This window comes from Thioalkalivibrio sp. ALE9, assembly GCF_000377445.1.
Lineage (GTDB): Bacteria > Pseudomonadota > Gammaproteobacteria > Ectothiorhodospirales > Ectothiorhodospiraceae > Thioalkalivibrio.
On the sequence record NZ_KB898122.1, the window covers coordinates 546,530 to 562,661 of the forward strand.

A 16,132-nucleotide genomic window follows, 5' to 3' on the forward strand; every position below is an offset into this window, starting at 1 on the left:
GATCCCCTCTGTACTGCGTCGGTGCGCCTTATCTATTGTGGACCGCCACCGGCGTTGCATGTTCAGGGCACGCCGCGCCGGTTTACCTGTTTGCAGCTCCTGACACGCCCTCACGGAACCGCCATGAATCGTAACCCGACCGGCCTGAGTCCACGTTTCCACAACGAAGTCCCGCAGGGCGATGATCGCGAGCGCCGCGTCTGTGACCATTGTGGCTTCGTGGACTACGAGAACCCGCGAATCATCGTCGGGAGCGTGGCCATATGGGAGGATCGCGTCCTGCTATGTCGCCGGGCGATCGAGCCCCGCCGTGGTTACTGGACCCTGCCGGCCGGTTTCATGGAAAAGGGCGAGAGCCCGGGTGAGGGCGCCCGCCGCGAGGCCTGGGAAGAGGCCCGCGCGGAGCTGGAAGTCGATCAGTTGCTGGGGGTGTACAGCGTGCCGCACGTCGGGCATGTGCAGATGATCTACCGGGCGCGCCTGCTGAGCGACACGATCGCCCCCGGCCCGGAGTCCGAAGAGGTGAAGCTGTTCCCGTTCGACGCCTTGCCGCCGCTGGAGGAACGTGCGTTCCCGTCCGTAAGCTGGGCGCTTCGTCATTACCTGGAAACCCGCGAGCGGATCGACTTCGCCCCGCGCTCGGCGCCGTTGCCGGAGGCGGACGAAGCGGTGCCGGGGCTCTGAACCAGTCTGGCAACTATTGTGGCGCGTCGCGCTGCGGCCCGTAGTGGCGGAACTTCTCCAGCACCCGGTCCATCTCCGCGTCATCCAGCAGCGTGGGCCCGCCGATCTGCAGACTCAGGACATACTGGCGCGCCAGCAGCTCGACTTCCTCGGTGAGCCACAGGGCCCGCTCAAGGTCCGGCCCGGTGGCGATCATGCCGTGGTTGGCGAGTAGACAGGCAGTACGGTCCTCGAGGGCCTCAACGGCCAGGCGCGAAAGCGCCTCCGTACCGAAGGTCGCATACGGCGCGCAGCGAATGGAGTTCCCGCCCGCCGCCGCGATCATGTAGTGCAGGGCAGGGATGTCGCGTCCCTGGATGGCCACCACGCTGGCGTACACAGAGTGCACGTGGACAACCGCGCCCAGCTCCGGGCGGGCCTGCAGGATCGCGCGGTGGAAGTGCCACTCGCTGGAGGGCTTGCACTGCGGGTCCCAGCGCCCGGCGGCATCCACGTACACTAGGTCCTCCGGACGCAGGGCCTCGTAGGGCACACCGGATGGCGTGATCAGCATGCCATCGCCCAGGCGCACACTGATGTTGCCCGACGTGCCCTGATTGAGGCCGCGGCGGTTGGTCTCCAGGCCGGCGCGGATGACGGCCTCGCGCAAGGCGGTCGCGTCGGCGGGTGGGAGGCTGTATTCGTGCATGTGGGTACCAGACGACTGGGTGCCGGGCGATTGTAACGGGCCTCCGGGAACCCCGCGCGCGGAGCAGGGTCAATGGGGCAGGTCTGGCGAGTTTTCGCGGGACCCTTTGCCCCGTGGCAAGGCGGCCGGCAGGTCGTCTACAGTTCTCGGGTAGCGTTCAGGCTTCGGCTCGCCCGCCACGGGCGAGATTCTTTTCGTTACAGGGAGGAAGCACCATGAAGAATGCCGCACGTCTTGTCACCGCTTCGGCCGTGGCCGCCGCACTGACCCTCGGGTTAAGCGCTGGCAGCACTGTCCACGCCTTTGACGAACACGAGGCGACCATCGACTACCGTCAGGGCGTGATGCGCGCGATCGGCGGGAACGTCGGGGCCATCGCCGCCGTGGTCGTGGACGGGGCCGATTTCGGCGACAACCTCAAGATGCACACCAGCCAGCTGGTGGCGCTCAGCCAGGATATCCCCGGCCTGTTCCCCGAGGGCAGCGACTTCCCGGATACCGATGCCAAGGAAGAGATCTGGGATGACTGGGAGCGCTTCGAGGAACTCTCCAACGACACCCGCGAGGCCGCCGAGGCGCTCCATGCCGCCGTGGAGGCGGGCAACGAAGACGAATACGCCATTCGCTTCCGCAACCTCGGGCAGTCCTGTCAGGCCTGCCACGACGACTTCCGCCGCGACTGATCGGTGGCAATGGCGGGTACCAAACGAGGGCCGACAGCCTGGCTGCCGGCCCTCTGTCTTGCCGGCCTGATCGGGTCCGCCCCCATACAGGCGGACACCTCGATCGGTGAGCTGGAGCCCGAGGCGGACGCGGAGGATCGCATCGCCTATGGCGAGTACGTCCTGCGGGCCGGGGGCTGTGTCACCTGCCACACGGCGGAAGACGGCGAATTCCTGGCCGGCGGGCGCCCCATCGAGAGCCCCTTTGGCGTGTTCTACGGGCCCAACATCACGCCGGATCCGGAACACGGCATCGGCGGATGGTCCGAGGACGACTTCAAGCGCGCGCTCCAGCAGGGCCGCGGGCCGGACGGACGGCATTACTATCCCGCGTTTCCGTTTACCTCCTACACCCGCATGAAGGACGAGGACATCGAGGCCTTGTGGGCCTTCTTGCAGGCCGAGGTCGAGCCTGTGGCGCGGGAGAACACGCCGCACGATCTGGTCTGGTACGCGCGGTTCCGGCCGTCCCTGATGGGCTGGAAGTGGCTGCATTTCGAGCCGGGGGCCTTCGAACCCGACCCGGACGAATCGGAGCCGTGGAACCGCGGCGCCTACCTGACCCTGGCCCTCGGCCACTGCATGGAGTGCCACACCCCGCGCACTCGGACCGGCGGTCTCGACCTGGAGCGTCTGGGCGCCGGGGCCCGCCTGCCGGACGGGGATGTCGCCTCGAACATCACCCCGGATCGCGAGACCGGCATCGGACGCTGGGGCGAACGCCATATCGCCCGCTACCTGGAGATGGGCTTGACCCGCGACGGCGACTTTGCCGGCGGCGCCATGGCCGACGTGATCGACCACGGCACCGCTCATCTGACCGACGAAGACCGCCGCGCGATTGCCGTCTACCTGCAGTCGCTGGAGCCCCTCGAGCACGAGCCGGAGTAGGGTAACGGGACCGTAACCCCCCAAACGAAAAAAGCCAGGTCATGGTGACCTGGCTTTTTCTTTGTCTGGCTCCCCGGGACGGGCTCGAACCGCCGACCTAGTGATTAACAGTCACCCGCTCTACCGACTGAGCTACCGGGGAATTGGGCGCAAATCCTAATCGGGCGGGGCGGGGGCGTCAAGGAAAATCTGGCCGCCCGACGCGTTTCGCCGCCGTACCCGGCGTCAGTGGTGGCGCGCCACGAACTCGCGCAGGCGCTCCAGGGCCTTGTCGAGCTGGTCCACGCTGGTGGCGAACGAGACACGCACATGTCCCGGCGCGCCGAAGGCGCTCCCCGGAACCAGGGCCACGCCCACCTCGTCCAGCAGCTGCTTGGTCAGGGCGACGTCGGTGTCGATATCGGCTGCCGCCATCAGGCCGGTGACGCGAGGGAAGCAGTAGAAGGTGCCGTCCGGCATGAGGCAGTCGATCCCGTCGATGGCATTGAGGCCGTCCACGACGTGGCGAGCGCGCTCGGCGAAGGCCGAACACATGGCCACCACGCAGCCCTGGTCGCCGTTGAGTGCGGCCTCGGCGCCGGCCTGGGCAATGGAGGTCGGATTGGAGGTGCTTTGCGACTGGATCTTCTTCATCGCCGCGATCAGGTTCTTCGGACCACCGGCGTAGCCGATGCGCCAGCCGGTCATCGCATAGGCCTTGGATACGCCATTCAGCACCACGGTGCGCTCGAGCAGATCTGGGGCGACGTTGACGATGTTCACGAACGGGGCCGAGCCAAACCGGATATGTTCGTACATGTCATCCGTGGCAATGACCACACGGGGGTGGCGCCGCAGCACCTCGGCCAGTTCGGTCAACTCGGCGGCCGAATACGCCGCGCCCGTGGGATTGGACGGGCTGTTCAGGAACACCAGGCGGGTGTTCGGGGTGATCGCGGCCTCCAGCTGTTCCCCGGTGATGCGGAAGCCGGCATCCTGCTGGGCGCTGACGATCACCGGGCGCGCCCCGGCCAGCAGGGCGATATCCGGGTAGGACACCCAGTAGGGGGCGGGGATCACGACCTCGTCCCCGGGATTCAGCAGGGCCTGGCAGAGATTGAAGATGCTCTGCTTGCCACCGGAGGACACCAGGATCTGGTCAGGGGTGAACGTCAGGCCGTTGTCGCGATCGAATTTGCGGATGATGGCCGCCTTGAGGCTGGCCGTACCGTCCACCGGAGTGTACTTGGTTTCTCCGCGGGCAAGCGCGTCCACCGCCGCCTGCTTGATATGCTCGGGGGTATCGAAATCCGGTTCTCCGGCCCCCAGCCCGACGATGTCCCGCCCCTCCGCGCGAAGCTGAGCGGCCAGCGCGCTGACGGCGAGAGTAGGGGAGGGCTGGATGCGCTGGACGCGGTCGGAAAGCTCGATATCCAAGGGGTAGGCCTCTGTGTGATCGGGTCGATGGGCCGCGCGAGCGGTCGGGGCGAAATGATACTGAAATCAGGCGCGGAGGATAAGGTGCAGCCAGGCGAAGGCGAACAATTCAAGGTCGTATCGGAGTATCAGCCGGCGGGCGATCAGCCGACGGCGATCCGCGCGCTGACCGAGGGGCTGGAGGCCGGCCTCGCGCACCAGGTGCTGCTCGGCGTAACCGGATCGGGCAAGACCTTCACCATCGCCAACGTGATCGAGCAGGTACAGCGCCCCACCATCATCCTGGCACCCAACAAGACGCTGGCGGCGCAGTTGTACGGGGAATTCAAGGAGTTCTTCCCGCACAACACGGTGGAGTACTTCGTTTCCTACTACGACTACTACCAGCCGGAGGCCTACGTCCCGTCGTCGGACACCTACATCGAGAAGGACGCCTCGATCAACGATCACATCGAGCAGATGCGCCTGTCCGCCACCCGTGCGCTGCTGGAGCGGCGCGACGCAATCATCGTGGCCTCGGTGTCGGCCATCTACGGCCTGGGCGACCCGCGCAAGTATCTGTCGATGGTGCTGCACGTCGAGCGCGGCGACCGGATCGACCAGCGCGACCTGCTGCGGCGTCTGGCGGAACTGCAGTACACCCGCAACGACACCGAACTGCGGCGCGCCACCTACCGCGTACGCGGCGAGGTGATCGACATCCACCCGGCAGAATCCGACAGCGAGGCGGTGCGCATCGAGCTGTTCGACGACGAGGTGGAGCGGCTGTCGTACTTCGACCCGCTCACCGGCGAACAGCTGCGCACGGTGCCGCGTCTTACGATCTACCCCAAGACGCACTACGTAACCCCGCGCGAGACCCTGCTGGAGGCCGTGGACCACATCCGCGACGAACTCAAGGAGCGCCTGGAATTCCTGCGCAAGGAGGATCGTCTGGTCGAGGCTCAGCGTCTGGAACAGCGCACGCTGTTCGACCTGGAGATGATCCTGGAGATCGGGTACTGCAACGGGATCGAAAACTACTCGCGCTACCTCTCCGGACGCGCCCCGGGCGAGCCGCCGCCGACCTTTTTCGACTACCTGCCGAAGGATGCGCTGCTGGTCATCGACGAATCCCATGTCTCGGTGCCCCAGGTCGGCGGGATGTACAAGGGCGACCGCTCGCGCAAGGAGACCCTGGTGGAATACGGCTTCCGCCTGCCATCGGCCCTGGACAACCGCCCGCTGCGTTTCGAGGAGTTCGAGGCCCTGATGCCGCAGACGATCTACGTCTCGGCCACCCCCGGCCCGTACGAGCGCGAACATGCCGGGGCGATTGTCGACCAGGTGGTCCGCCCGACCGGGCTGCTGGACCCGGAACTGGAGGTCCGTCCGGCCGGTACGCAGGTGGACGACGTCCTCTCGGAGGTGCGCGATCGCGTCGAACGCGACGAACGGGTGCTGATCACCACCCTGACCAAGCGCATGGCCGAGGACCTGACGGATTACCTCACCGAACACGGCGTGCGCGTGCGCTATCTGCACTCGGATATCGACACGGTGGAACGCATGGAGATCATCCGCGACCTGCGACTGGGGGAGTTCGACGTCCTGGTCGGGATCAACCTGCTGCGCGAAGGGCTGGATATGCCCGAGGTCTCCCTGGTGGCGATCCTGGACGCGGACAAGGAGGGCTTCCTGCGCTCCGACCGCTCGCTGATCCAGACCATCGGCCGCGCCGCGCGCAACGTGAACGGCAAGGCCATCCTCTACGCCGACAAGATCACCGGCTCCATGCAACGCGCCATCGACGAGACCGAGCGCCGCCGGGCCAAACAGATCGAGCACAACGAGGCCCACGGCATCACGCCCCAGGGCATCCGCAAGAACATCGCGGACATCCTCGAGGCGCGCAACGCCACGCCCGGTTCCAGCGGCCGCCGCGGGCGGAAGGTCGCGGAGGAGGGCGCTGATTATCTGGGGGCGCCGGAGAACGCGGCGAAGGAGATCGAGCGCCTCGAACAGGAGATGTTCGCAAAAGCACGCGACCTCGAATTCGAGGAGGCGGCCCGCATCCGCGATCGCATCGAGAAGCTCAAGGCACTCGCCTTTCTCCCCGAAGCCTCGCTATCCTGAAAAGATGGCTCCCGCGGGAGCGCCGATTCGAGCCTTGAGTGATGTCCCAGAACGACCCCTTGCCCCTGGGTCCGGTGATGCTCGACGTCACCGGAATCGAGCTCACCCCGGAAGATCGCGAACGCCTGCGACATCCCGCCACCGGCGGGGTGATCCTGTTTGCCCGCAATGCCGGCACGCCGGCGCAGATCCAGGCGCTGGTCGCCGCGATCCGCGCCGAGCGCCCCGGCATCCTGATCGCCGTGGATCAGGAAGGCGGGCGCGTGCAGCGCCTGCGCGAGGGTTTCACTGCGTTCCCGCCCATGCGCCAGCTGGGCCACGTCTACGACTACGACCGCAACAAGGCCTGTGAACTGGCGCATGCGACCGGCGAGCTGCTCGCGCGGGAACTGCGCGCACTGGATATCGATTTCAGTTTCACGCCCGTCCTCGACCGCGATCTGGAGATCAGTGACGTCATCGGCGACCGGGCGTTTCATTACGACCCGGACGTGATCGCACGCCTCGCCGGCGAACTGATCCGGGGCCTGGCTGCCGCCGGCATGGCCGCGGTCGGCAAGCACTTCCCGGGGCACGGTGCCGTGAAGGCGGATTCCCATGTCGCGCTGCCGGTGGATGATCGCCCCCTGTCCGAAATCGAGAATCAGGATCTCGAGGCCTTTCGGCCCGTGCTTGGAGATCTCGAGGGGATCATGCCGGCGCACGTCCTGTACCCTCAGGTCGACGGCTATCCCGCCGGATTCTCGCGTGTCTGGCTGCAGGACATCCTCCGCCGCGAACTGCGCTATCGCGGCGCCATCCTCAGCGATGACCTGGCGATGGCCGGCGCCGAGGGGATCGGCGACCCCGCGGAACGGGCGGCCGCCGCACGCGCCGCCGGCTGCGACATGGTGCTGATCTGCAACGAGCCGGAACAGGCCGACCGGATCCTGGAGGCCCAGGAGGATCAGCCCCTGTCCGCCGAGTCGGCGCGCCGCCTGGAACGCCTGCGCGCACGGCCCGTCGATGCCGATCCAAACCGCCTCCCGGCGCTTCGCGCGCAGCTCGATCGCTGGCTCCGCGCAAGCCAGCTCGCCACCGCCTGAACCGTGCCGGGCGGCGCATTGGCGCCCGCGCGTCGAGGCGCCTATAATGCGCCACCGGTCTGCGATTGAGCAGCTAGTAATATTCACACTCACCACTGAAGTTGGAGATCCAAAATGGCCGACAAGCTCCTGATCGTCATGGTCAACACCGACCCGAGCAACGCTTCCGAACTGGGTGCCCCGTTCTTCCAGGCCACTGTCGCCGCCGCGATGGAATACGACGTTGAAGTCGTGATGACCGGTCGTGCCGGCGAACTCGCCAAGAAGGGCGTGGCCGAAAACCTGTTCGTGCAGGAAGGCTCCAGCAAGAGCGTCTACGACTTCATGAAGGATGCCCACGAGGCCGGCGTCGTGATGAAGGTCTGCACCCCGACCCTGGATCTGTGGGGCAACGACCTGATCCCGGAAATCGAGGAAACCGTGGGCGGCGCCTACGTGATCTCCGAAGCGATGGACGACGACACGGTGACCTTCACCTACTAAGGTCCTCGACCTTCGTCTGCCAGCCGGCCGGCCCTTGTGCCGGCCGGTTGCGTTTCCGGGGTCCGGAATTTGCGAGCTTGCCTCGCTCCGGATGCTCGGACATGATTTCCCGCACCGACACCCCCAGGACATGCCATGAGCCCGGAACAGGCGCGAGCCACGCTGCGCGATGCCGACTGTCTCTTCAGTCGTGACGCCGTCGAGACCGCGATCGACCGTCTGGCCGAACGCACGGCGGTCGCGCTGAAGGACCGCAATCCGCTGGTGATGGGCGTGATGAACGGGGGTGTGGTGCTGATGGGCGGGCTGCTGACGCGCTGGTCGTTCCCGATGCAGGTCGACTACCTGCATGCCACGCGGTATCGCGGCGGCACCCGCGGCGGCGACCAGCTGCACTGGCTTGCGCGTCCCCAGGCGGCCCTGCAGGACCGTACCGTCGTGATCGTCGACGACATCCTCGACGGCGGCATTACGCTGGAAGGCATCAAGACCTTCTGCGAAGAGCAGGGCGCTCGGCAGGTCATCTCCATCGTCCTGGTCGACAAGCACAACCCCGACCGGGATCCGGCGATCACCGTCGACTACGCGGCCCTGGAGGCGCCCAACCGCTACCTGTTCGGGTACGGTATGGACTACCAGGACTACCTGCGCAACGCGCCCGGCATCTTCGCCGTGGCCGACCACTAGGGAAGCACTGATTAATGTCCGCACCCCGCATCGCCGTCATCGGCGGCACCGGTCTCACCCGACTGAAAGACCTGCAGATCACCCGACGCCAGGTGATGCACACGCCCTATGGGGAGCCCTCCGGCCCGCTGGTTTTTGGCCGGCTGAACGACATCGAGATCGTGTTCCTGCCGCGCCACGGGGCGCGCCACACCATCCCGCCACACCAGGTGAACTACCGGGCCAATATCTGGGCACTGCACAACGCCGGTATCGACAACGTGGTCGCCGTCGCCGCGGTCGGTGGGATCACCGAGGAGATGAAGCCGGGGGTGGTCGCGATCCCGGACCAGATCATCGACTACACCTGGTCACGCGCGAACACGTTTTTCGAAGGCGGCGACCTGGAAGGGGTCACCCATATCGACATGACCTGGCCGTACAACGAGGCGGTTCGCCAGACCCTGATCCGGGCGATCGACGAGCTCGGGATCGAGGCGGTGGAGCACGGGACGTACGGCGCGACTCAGGGGCCACGCCTGGAGACGGCCGCGGAGATCGACCGACTGGAACGCGACGGCTGCGACCTGGTCGGCATGACCGGCATGCCCGAGGCGGCCCTGGCGCGCGAAGTGGGCCTCAACTATGCCTGCTGCGCCGTGATCGCCAACTGGGCCGCCGGCCGGGCCGAGGGCGAGATCACCATGGACGACATCGCGGCCAATCTGGATGTGGGCATGACGCGGGTGAAACAGATCCTGACCCACGTGATCAGCAGTCTTTCCTGAGAACCGCCGGAGCCCGGCCAAGGCCGGATTCGGGCCTGGACGGGCAAGAGAGGGGCAAGACCGGGGGAGATACCGGCGACTGACCTGAAACCCGCCAACCGTCGCTCATCTCTGATTTAACATAATATGTATTATGCGTCTTTATGGGTACAACTGTACGGCGCGAGGCTCGCCCTCAATCCCTGGCGAAGTGCCCGAGTTGTCGCCGGATCAGGCGTGCACGGCCTTCTCGATCCCCTCGGCCATCACCTCCACCAGAAAGTCGATCTGGTTTTCGGTGATGACATATGGCGGCATCAGGTAGCTCACGTTCCCCAGCGGTCGCAGCAAGGCACCGCGGGTCAGCCCGTGGCGATAGATGTGCAGGCCGCGGCGTTCCTGCCACGGGTATGGCGTACGGGTCGCCTTGTCCTGCACCAGTTCCACCGCCGCGATCATGCCGTGCTGGCGCACGTCGGCGACGTGCGGATGCGCCTTCAGAGGTTCCAGTCGTTTCGCGATATGTTTGGCAAGTTGACGGTTTTGCTCGATAACCGGATCGGCCTGGAAGATGTCGAGTGTCGCCAGTGCCGCCCTGCACGCCAGCGGATTCCCGGTGTAGGAATGCGAGTGCAGGAACATGTTGAGCTTTTCGTAATCGTCGTAGAACGCCTGGTAGATCGAGTCCGTGGTGAGCACCGCGGCCATGGGCAGATAGCCGGCGGTCAGCCCCTTCGACAGGCACAGGAAATCGGGCGTGATCGGCCCCTGTTCGCAGGCGAACAGCGTGCCGGTGCGGCCAAAGCCCACGGCAATCTCGTCGGCGATCAGGTGCACGCCGTGGCGGTCGCAGGCCGCGCGCAACAGGCGCAGATACTCCGGATCGTACATGCGCATATGGCCGGCGCATTGCACCAGCGGCTCGATGATGACCGCGGCCACCTCGTCGCCATGTGCCGCCAGGGCTTCCTCCATGTGAGCGAACTGCCGCCGGGCGACGTCGGCACAGCTCTCGCCCGCCTCGCGCTCGAAGCAGTCGGGCGCCGGGACAGTGATTACGTCCAGCATCAGCGGTTCGTAGGTGGCGCTGTACAGCGGCACGTCGCTGACCGAAAGCGCCCCCAGTGTCTCGCCGTGATAGCTGTTGGAGAGCCGGATGAATCGGGTCTTCCGCGGGCGGCCGACGTTGCGCCAATAATGGAAGCTCATCTTCAGCGCGACCTCGACCCCAGCGCTGCCATTGTCCGCGAGGAAGACCCGCTCCAGGCCGTCCGGGGTGATGTCGATCAGGCGCTCGCAGAGTTCGACCACCGGTTCGTGGGTGCAGCCCGCAAGGATCACGTGCTCCAGCCGGTCCAGCTGGTCCTTGACCGCATCGCCGATTCGCGGATTGGCATGACCGAAGAGATTGACCCACCAGGAACTGATCGCGTCCAGGTAGCGGTTGCCGTCGAAGTCGTACAACCAGACGCCCTCCCCGCGCTGGATCGGAAGCAGCGGGAGGGTCCCCTCCTCGCTGTAGTCCTTCATCTGGGTACAGGGATGCCAGAGGGCGCGCAGGTCACGCTGCTTCAGGGTGTCGTTGTCCATGGGGCTCTTGCTGTCAGGGGGCGGTTACTCGCCGGATGCGGCCTTGATCGCGGCCAGCTCATCCTCGAAGAAGAAGCGCTCTTCGCCGAAGGCCGGTTGCAACTGGTCCAGCCAGGTGGCCTGGTCGTCATAGCGTGCGAAGAAGGGCCGCTGTACCCAGTCGGGATTGCGCGCCTGAATAAACCGCAGCACGAATACCTTCTCGCCCTGGATCTCCGCCACGCCCTGGATCTCGACCTTGCCGGGTTCCGCGCTCATCGAGGGGCCCCGGGCGGTGCGACCCAGTCCGGAAACCTGCTGCATGGCCTCGCGATAGATCTCCCAGGCCCGGGCCAGTGGCACCTCGAAATAGCGTCGGGCGCCGGTGTCGCGCTCGACGAACATGTAGTACGGGATGATCCCCAGGCGGACCTCTTCTCGCCACAGATCCGCCCATGCGCCCGGGTCATCGTTGATGTGCCGCAGCAACGGACCCTGGGCACGAATCTCGGCGCCGGTATCCCGGACGCGGCGGATCGCCTCGCGCGCGATCGGGGTACGCAGCTCGTGGGGATGGTTGTAATGGGCCATCAGCGCCACGTGTTTCCCCGCCTCCGCGAGTCGCTCCAGGAGATGCAGGAGCTCGTCCGCGTCACTGTCCGTGACAAAGCGATAGGGCCAGAACGTCAGGGCCTTGGTGCCGATACGGACGGTCTGGACATGGGCCAGATCCGGCTCCAGCAATCCCTCCAGGTAGGCCTTCAGGTGCTTGGTTTTCATCACCAGCGGGTCGCCGCCCGTCATCAGCAGGTCGCTGATCTCCGTGTGGCTGCGCAGGTAGTCGTGCAGCAATCCGGCATCGGTACTGGCGATCCGCAGTTCCTTGTCTCCGACAAACTGGGCCCAGCGAAAGCAGAAGGTGCAATAGCTGTGGCAGGTCTGCCCCTGTCCGGGGAAGAACAGGACCGTCTCGCGGTACTTGTGCTGCAGCCCGTTGATCACCTCGCCGGCTTCCTCGCTGGGCCGGTTGAGTTCCAGCTGGCCGGCGGGATGCGGGTTCAGGTCCTCGCGCAGTTCACGCGCCAGGGCCTGGATCTCGCCACGTGATGCACCCTTTCGGTGGAGATCGGCCATACGCTCGAAGGCCCCCGGTTCCAGCATCTCCCGCTGCGGGAAGGTCAGCTGGAACATCGGGTCGTCGGGGACGCGATCCCAGTCGATCAGTTCCTCGATCACGTAGTCGTTGACCCGGAACGGCAGCACGCTGGCGACCACGCGCATTTCGAACCGCATGGCCTCCGGCAGCGCCGCGACCGCCGGAATACGATCGAGCGAACGGTCATTGAAGACCCGGAATTCGCGCGACTCGACGGCCCCGAGCTCGGGGTCCCGATAGAACTGGACAACGGAATTCATCCGTCCCTCCTGTACTGGCAAGGTGCAAAACGGCGCAGCGCCTGCGGGAGGCCGGAAGGCGCGGTGGACGAGGCCATGCGGCCGCTGCGAGGGCCCGTTCACCAAACCCGATGACATGGATTGAGGCGCAGACCCGGGGTATTCAGGGAGCCGGCAAATTAACAACTTGCCCGGGGAATCACAACAAGCGCCTGACACGCGGCACCGGTCACGGCGGCTCTGGCGCGCGCACGGTGTTCTACCGGCCGCCCGACTGGGTTACCCTTCGGGCCCGGCCCAGGAGGATCGCATGCACCCGGAATTTCCGCAGGAAGGGATTATCCATCTCAACCATGCCGCCGTCGGCCCATGGCCGCGACGCACCGAGGAGGCGGTCTGCCAGTTCGCCCATACGAACGTCGTCCATGGTTCGCGCGACTACCTCCAGTGGCTGCGGCATGTCGATGCAACCCGGGCGCTCGCCCGCGCGCTGATCGGTGCCCCGTCGGCCGAGGATATCGCCTTCGTCAAGAACACCTCGGAGGCGCTTTCGATGGTGGCCTTCGGCCTCGACTGGCGCCCGGGCGACAACGTCGTGTTCCCGGTCCACGAGTTTCCGTCGAACCGCGTGGTCTGGCTGGCCGCGGCCGAGCGCTTCGGCATCGAGGCCCGCGAGGTGCCGGTTGGTCCGGAGCCGGAACGCGATCTTCTGGCCGCCTGCGACGGGCACACGCGCCTGGTCGCCACCAGCGCGGTACGCTACGACTCCGGGATGCGCATCGACATCCAGGCGCTGGGCGCTGAACTGCGCGCGCGCAGCATCCTGTTCTGCGTCGACGCGATCCAGCACCTGGGCGCCCTGCCCTTTGATGCGCCCGGCTGTCATGCCGATTTCGTGATGGCGGATGCGCACAAGTGGATGCTGGCACCGGAGGGGATCGGGGTGTTCTACGTGAACCCGGAGGCGCGCGAGCAGCTGAAGCTGCAGGAATACGGCTGGAACATGCTGGCGCATGCCGGTGACTTCTCCAACCCCGGCATCGAACCAGCCACCAGCGCCCGGCGGTTCGAGCCGGGCAGCCCGAACATGCTGGGGGTTCACGCCCTGCACGCCAGCCTGTCGCTGCTGCTGGAGACCGGGCTCGAGACCATCGACCACGAAATCCGCGAGCACTGGCTGCACTTGGAGGACGGGTTGCGCAGCCAGGGATGCCGCATCCTGACACCGCGCGGCCGGCGCGCCGGCATCCTCACCTTCCGGCCACCGGTGGACGATCTGGATGCGCTGTACGCCCGGCTTCAGGGGTACGGGGTGCTGTGTGCCCTGCGCGGCGGCGGGATCCGCTTTGCACCCCACTTCTATCTGACGCGGGAACAGATCGACCGCGCGCTGGAGTGCGTGGCCGAGGCTATCCGCGAGAACGCGGCTGCAGGCGTGCGCTGAGGGTGGCGGATGCGGGTCGACAAGGGGACCCGGACGCGGCGAGCTGCGGCGGGTGACGGGCTCGAACGGCAAGCCCGCCCGAACACCCTGGCCTTTGCCCGGCGGCTAGAACGTGTGGGTCTTGCGGTCCGAGTTCAGCATACCGCCCAGGTGCTCCTCGATGCGGCGATGAGTCACGCCCTTGTCGGACTTGTTGAACTGCACGCCGATGCCGCGCAGGCGGTTGCCCTGCGCCCGTGGCGGGGTGATCCAGACCACCGTGCAGGGCGTCGGCAGGCGGTCCGAATCCTCCAGCAGTGACAGCAGCAGGAAGACTTGATCCCCGAGCTTGTAGGCCTTGTCGGTCGGGATGAACAGCCCGCCGTTGGTCACGAACGGCATGTACGCCGCATACAGCGCGGGTTTTTCCTTGATTGCCAAGGTGAGCATGCCCTGCCCGGCCATAGACCCTCCCGTGTGACCTGATTACGTGCTGGGCCGAGGAGTATCGCCCATCGATGCGATCGCGCGCCACCCCGTGGCCGCTCGCGGCGTGAGTTGTGCCGCTACTTCGCCTGGAAATTCAGGGCGATATCCTCCATGCGCAGCTGCGGGTTCAGCTGACGGCTCGCCTGGCGTTGCCAGACCAGCGCCCGCGCGGACAGCTCGGCCAGGCGTCGCGCGCCGGCACGCCGGGCAAAGCCCTCCAGAAGATCGCGCGGGAATTGCCGGCCAAAGGCATCCGGCTCGCCGTTGACCGCCAGACGCTGGGCCGACACCAGCAGGGCCTGGATCCGCGGAATCAGGGATTCCGGCAGGCTGCGCTGCAGGGTAGCCGCCATCGCGTGCACGCTGGCGCCACGCAACAACGCGGTCAGGGCCTCGCGGTCCTGTTCCCAGCGACCCATGCGTTCGGGGTCGGTCAGGATCTCGCGGGCGGCCAGTGGTCGCCCGAGGCTGGCTGCATAGGCCTCGTCCACCGCTGCCGGATTATCCGAGAACCCGCGCAGCCAGGCCGTCGCGTCCGCCGGGGCCGGATTGGCGATCTCGATGGTCTGACAGCGGCTGCGGATCGTCGCCGGCAGACGCGCGGGCTGCGCCGCCTCGAGGATCAGCATCGCCCCGGTCGGCGGTTCTTCCAGGGTCTTGAGCAAGGCATTTGCGGCATTCGCGTTCAGGGCGTCGGCCGGGCGGATGATCACGGAGCGCAGATCCCCCGACCCGGACAGCGATAGGAAGTCGATCGCCTCGCGGGCCGCGGCGATCAGGATCTCCTTCCCGGCCTCCTCCGGTTCCAGGGCCATCACCTCCGGGTGCACACCGGTACTGAAGCTGCGGCAGGCGTTACACTCGCCGCAGGCCGCTTCCTCGCCGCTGGCGCGCTGGCACAACAGTGCCTGAACCAGCGCGGTGGTCAGCAGGGCCTTGCCCACCCCGGTCGCGCCGTGGATCAGCAGACCGGTGGGCAGGCGGCCGTCACGTCCGCGCCGGACCAGTCCGCTCCACGGCGCCTGCAGCCAGGGTGGCAGCGCCTCCCGGGTGTCGGTTCCCTCCATCCTTCAGCCGCCCCCCAGCGCGTGCAGCGGCAGGCGCTCCCGCACGCCCGCCAGGATCCGCTCGGCCACGGTGTCCGGATCCGCCGCTCCATCCACCACCAGGTATCGGTCGGGGGCCTTTGCCGCGCGCTGGCGATACGCCTCGCGCGCGCGCTCGAAGAAGTCCAGCGCCTCTCGCTCGATCCGGTCACGGCGCCCCCGCTGCACCGCCCGTTCCAGTCCGGTCTCGGGGGCAATATCCAGCAGGATCACCAGATCCGGCCGCAGCTCGCCCTGCAACCAGTCTTCCAGACGGGCCACTCGGTGGTCGCCCAGGCCCCTCCCCGCGCCCTGGTAAGCGAAGGAGGCGTCGGTAAAGCGGTCGCTGAGCACCCAGTCGCCCGCGTCCAGGGCTGGCCGGATGATCTCGGCCAGATGCTGGGCCCGCGCCGCGAACATCAGCAACAATTCCGCCTCCGGGCACATCCCGGGCAGATCCGGATCCAGCAGCAACCCGCGCAGGCGCTCGCCCAGCGCGGTTCCGCCCGGCTCGCGCGTGACGCGCAGGCTGTGGCCGGCGGCGCGCAATCGAGCCTCCAGCCGCTCGATCTGGGTGGTCTTGCCCGAGCCCTCGATACCCTCAAGCACCAGAAAACGACCAGGATGGGGTGAGCGATCCATGCGCAGGGGCTC

General features: G+C 66.8%; 16 protein-coding genes and 1 tRNA gene. 9 read left to right on the plus strand and 8 right to left on the minus strand.

The window, feature by feature from the left end:
• Positions 1 to 123: 123 nt before the first annotated feature.
• Entirely contained in the window at positions 124 to 684 is a 561-nt protein-coding gene (locus D106_RS0102595; protein WP_018866308.1) for an NUDIX domain-containing protein, read from the plus strand.
• Positions 685 to 697: 13 nt separating this feature from the next.
• On the opposite strand, the gene D106_RS0102600 is transcribed toward D106_RS0102595, so the two are convergent.
• Positions 698 to 1,372 carry a class II aldolase/adducin family protein gene (locus D106_RS0102600; RefSeq protein WP_018879104.1) on the minus strand — a complete coding sequence of 225 codons (675 nt, stop codon included), beginning with the start codon at positions 1,370 to 1,372 and terminating at the stop codon, positions 698 to 700.
• 215 nt (positions 1,373 to 1,587) lie between these two features.
• Between D106_RS0102600 and D106_RS0102605 the strand changes: the two genes are divergently transcribed.
• Positions 1,588 to 2,055, plus strand: coding sequence for a cytochrome c (locus D106_RS0102605; protein WP_018879105.1), 468 nt, complete (start codon positions 1,588 to 1,590; stop codon positions 2,053 to 2,055).
• Between the two features lie 9 nt (positions 2,056 to 2,064).
• Positions 2,065 to 2,985 carry a cytochrome c gene (locus D106_RS0102610; RefSeq protein WP_018875474.1) on the plus strand — a complete coding sequence of 307 codons (921 nt, stop codon included), beginning with the start codon at positions 2,065 to 2,067 and terminating at the stop codon, positions 2,983 to 2,985.
• Between the two features lie 66 nt (positions 2,986 to 3,051).
• On the opposite strand, the gene D106_RS0102615 is transcribed toward D106_RS0102610, so the two are convergent.
• Both D106_RS0102615 and D106_RS0102620 read right to left on the minus strand, forming a co-directional pair.
• A tRNA-Asn gene (locus D106_RS0102615) sits at positions 3,052 to 3,127 on the minus strand.
• A gap of 83 nt (positions 3,128 to 3,210) precedes the next feature.
• Positions 3,211 to 4,401 carry a pyridoxal phosphate-dependent aminotransferase gene (locus D106_RS0102620; RefSeq protein ID WP_018877392.1) on the minus strand — a complete coding sequence of 397 codons (1,191 nt, stop codon included), beginning with the start codon at positions 4,399 to 4,401 and terminating at the stop codon, positions 3,211 to 3,213.
• A gap of 84 nt (positions 4,402 to 4,485) precedes the next feature.
• On the opposite strand from D106_RS0102620, the gene uvrB reads away from it, so the two are divergent.
• The 5 genes from uvrB to D106_RS0102645 all read left to right on the plus strand — a co-directional run bounded on the left by uvrB (position 4,486) and on the right by D106_RS0102645 (position 9,538).
• Positions 4,486 to 6,516: an excinuclease ABC subunit UvrB gene (uvrB, locus tag D106_RS0102625; RefSeq protein WP_018879106.1), complete on the plus strand. Its 2,031-nt coding sequence runs from the start codon at positions 4,486 to 4,488 to the stop codon at positions 6,514 to 6,516.
• Positions 6,517 to 6,557: 41 nt separating this feature from the next.
• A complete protein-coding gene (gene nagZ, locus D106_RS0102630; protein WP_018879107.1) occupies positions 6,558 to 7,601 on the plus strand; it encodes a beta-N-acetylhexosaminidase in 1,044 nt (347 codons plus the stop codon).
• A 114-nt stretch (positions 7,602 to 7,715) separates the two neighbouring features.
• Positions 7,716 to 8,084, plus strand: coding sequence for a DsrE family protein (locus D106_RS0102635; protein WP_018866315.1), 369 nt, complete (start codon positions 7,716 to 7,718; stop codon positions 8,082 to 8,084).
• A 135-nt stretch (positions 8,085 to 8,219) separates the two neighbouring features.
• Positions 8,220 to 8,771 (plus strand): hypoxanthine-guanine phosphoribosyltransferase, encoded by a 552-nt coding sequence (locus tag D106_RS0102640; RefSeq protein ID WP_018866316.1) that lies wholly within the window; start codon positions 8,220 to 8,222, stop codon positions 8,769 to 8,771.
• A 14-nt stretch (positions 8,772 to 8,785) separates the two neighbouring features.
• Positions 8,786 to 9,538, plus strand: coding sequence for an S-methyl-5'-thioinosine phosphorylase (locus D106_RS0102645; RefSeq protein WP_018879108.1), 753 nt, complete (start codon positions 8,786 to 8,788; stop codon positions 9,536 to 9,538).
• Between the two features lie 210 nt (positions 9,539 to 9,748).
• On the opposite strand, the gene D106_RS0102650 is transcribed toward D106_RS0102645, so the two are convergent.
• Together D106_RS0102650 and D106_RS0102655 are read right to left on the minus strand one after the other, a co-directional pair.
• Positions 9,749 to 11,107, minus strand: a complete 1,359-nt coding sequence (locus D106_RS0102650) for an adenosylmethionine--8-amino-7-oxononanoate transaminase (protein ID WP_018879109.1) — start codon at positions 11,105 to 11,107, stop codon at positions 9,749 to 9,751.
• Between the two features lie 24 nt (positions 11,108 to 11,131).
• Positions 11,132 to 12,502 carry a KamA family radical SAM protein gene (locus D106_RS0102655; protein WP_018879110.1) on the minus strand — a complete coding sequence of 457 codons (1,371 nt, stop codon included), beginning with the start codon at positions 12,500 to 12,502 and terminating at the stop codon, positions 11,132 to 11,134.
• Between the two features lie 289 nt (positions 12,503 to 12,791).
• Here D106_RS0102655 and D106_RS0102660 point away from each other — a divergent pair, with 289 nt between their 5' ends.
• Entirely contained in the window at positions 12,792 to 13,925 is a 1,134-nt protein-coding gene (locus D106_RS0102660) for an aminotransferase class V-fold PLP-dependent enzyme (RefSeq protein ID WP_018879111.1), read from the plus strand.
• Positions 13,926 to 14,030: 105 nt separating this feature from the next.
• Here the strand turns inward: D106_RS0102660 and D106_RS0102665 are convergent, their stop codons facing one another.
• The 3 genes from D106_RS0102665 to tmk all read right to left on the minus strand — a co-directional run bounded on the left by D106_RS0102665 (position 14,031) and on the right by tmk (position 16,120).
• Positions 14,031 to 14,369, minus strand: a complete 339-nt coding sequence (locus D106_RS0102665) for a PilZ domain-containing protein (protein ID WP_017941553.1) — start codon at positions 14,367 to 14,369, stop codon at positions 14,031 to 14,033.
• Positions 14,370 to 14,470: 101 nt separating this feature from the next.
• Positions 14,471 to 15,460 (minus strand): hypothetical protein, encoded by a 990-nt coding sequence (locus D106_RS0102670; protein ID WP_018877400.1) that lies wholly within the window; start codon positions 15,458 to 15,460, stop codon positions 14,471 to 14,473.
• Positions 15,461 to 15,463: 3 nt separating this feature from the next.
• Entirely contained in the window at positions 15,464 to 16,120 is a 657-nt protein-coding gene (gene tmk / locus D106_RS0102675) for a dTMP kinase (protein ID WP_018879112.1), read from the minus strand.
• Positions 16,121 to 16,132 lie beyond the last annotated feature (12 nt).

Bases quoted from the DNA above. Each gene is read 5' to 3' on its own strand.
- tmk (WP_018879112.1), bottom strand. From the start codon at position 16,120: ATGGATCGCTCACCCCATCCTGGTCGTTTTCTGGTGCTTGAGGGTATC.
- D106_RS0102605 (WP_018879105.1), top strand. From the start codon at position 1,588: ATGAAGAATGCCGCACGTCTTGTCACCGCTTCGGCCGTGGCCGCCGCA.
- D106_RS0102650 (WP_018879109.1), bottom strand. From the start codon at position 11,107: ATGGACAACGACACCCTGAAGCAGCGTGACCTGCGCGCCCTCTGGCAT.
- D106_RS0102655 (WP_018879110.1), bottom strand. From the start codon at position 12,502: ATGAATTCCGTTGTCCAGTTCTATCGGGACCCCGAGCTCGGGGCCGTC.
- D106_RS0102610 (WP_018875474.1), top strand. From the start codon at position 2,065: ATGGCGGGTACCAAACGAGGGCCGACAGCCTGGCTGCCGGCCCTCTGT.
- D106_RS0102600 (WP_018879104.1), bottom strand. From the start codon at position 1,372: ATGCACGAATACAGCCTCCCACCCGCCGACGCGACCGCCTTGCGCGAG.
- D106_RS0102660 (WP_018879111.1), top strand. From the start codon at position 12,792: ATGCACCCGGAATTTCCGCAGGAAGGGATTATCCATCTCAACCATGCC.
- D106_RS0102645 (WP_018879108.1), top strand. From the start codon at position 8,786: ATGTCCGCACCCCGCATCGCCGTCATCGGCGGCACCGGTCTCACCCGA.
- D106_RS0102670 (WP_018877400.1), bottom strand. From the start codon at position 15,460: ATGGAGGGAACCGACACCCGGGAGGCGCTGCCACCCTGGCTGCAGGCG.
- D106_RS0102635 (WP_018866315.1), top strand. From the start codon at position 7,716: ATGGCCGACAAGCTCCTGATCGTCATGGTCAACACCGACCCGAGCAAC.
- D106_RS0102640 (WP_018866316.1), top strand. From the start codon at position 8,220: ATGAGCCCGGAACAGGCGCGAGCCACGCTGCGCGATGCCGACTGTCTC.
- D106_RS0102665 (WP_017941553.1), bottom strand. From the start codon at position 14,369: ATGGCCGGGCAGGGCATGCTCACCTTGGCAATCAAGGAAAAACCCGCG.
- D106_RS0102595 (WP_018866308.1), top strand. From the start codon at position 124: ATGAATCGTAACCCGACCGGCCTGAGTCCACGTTTCCACAACGAAGTC.
- nagZ (WP_018879107.1), top strand. From the start codon at position 6,558: ATGTCCCAGAACGACCCCTTGCCCCTGGGTCCGGTGATGCTCGACGTC.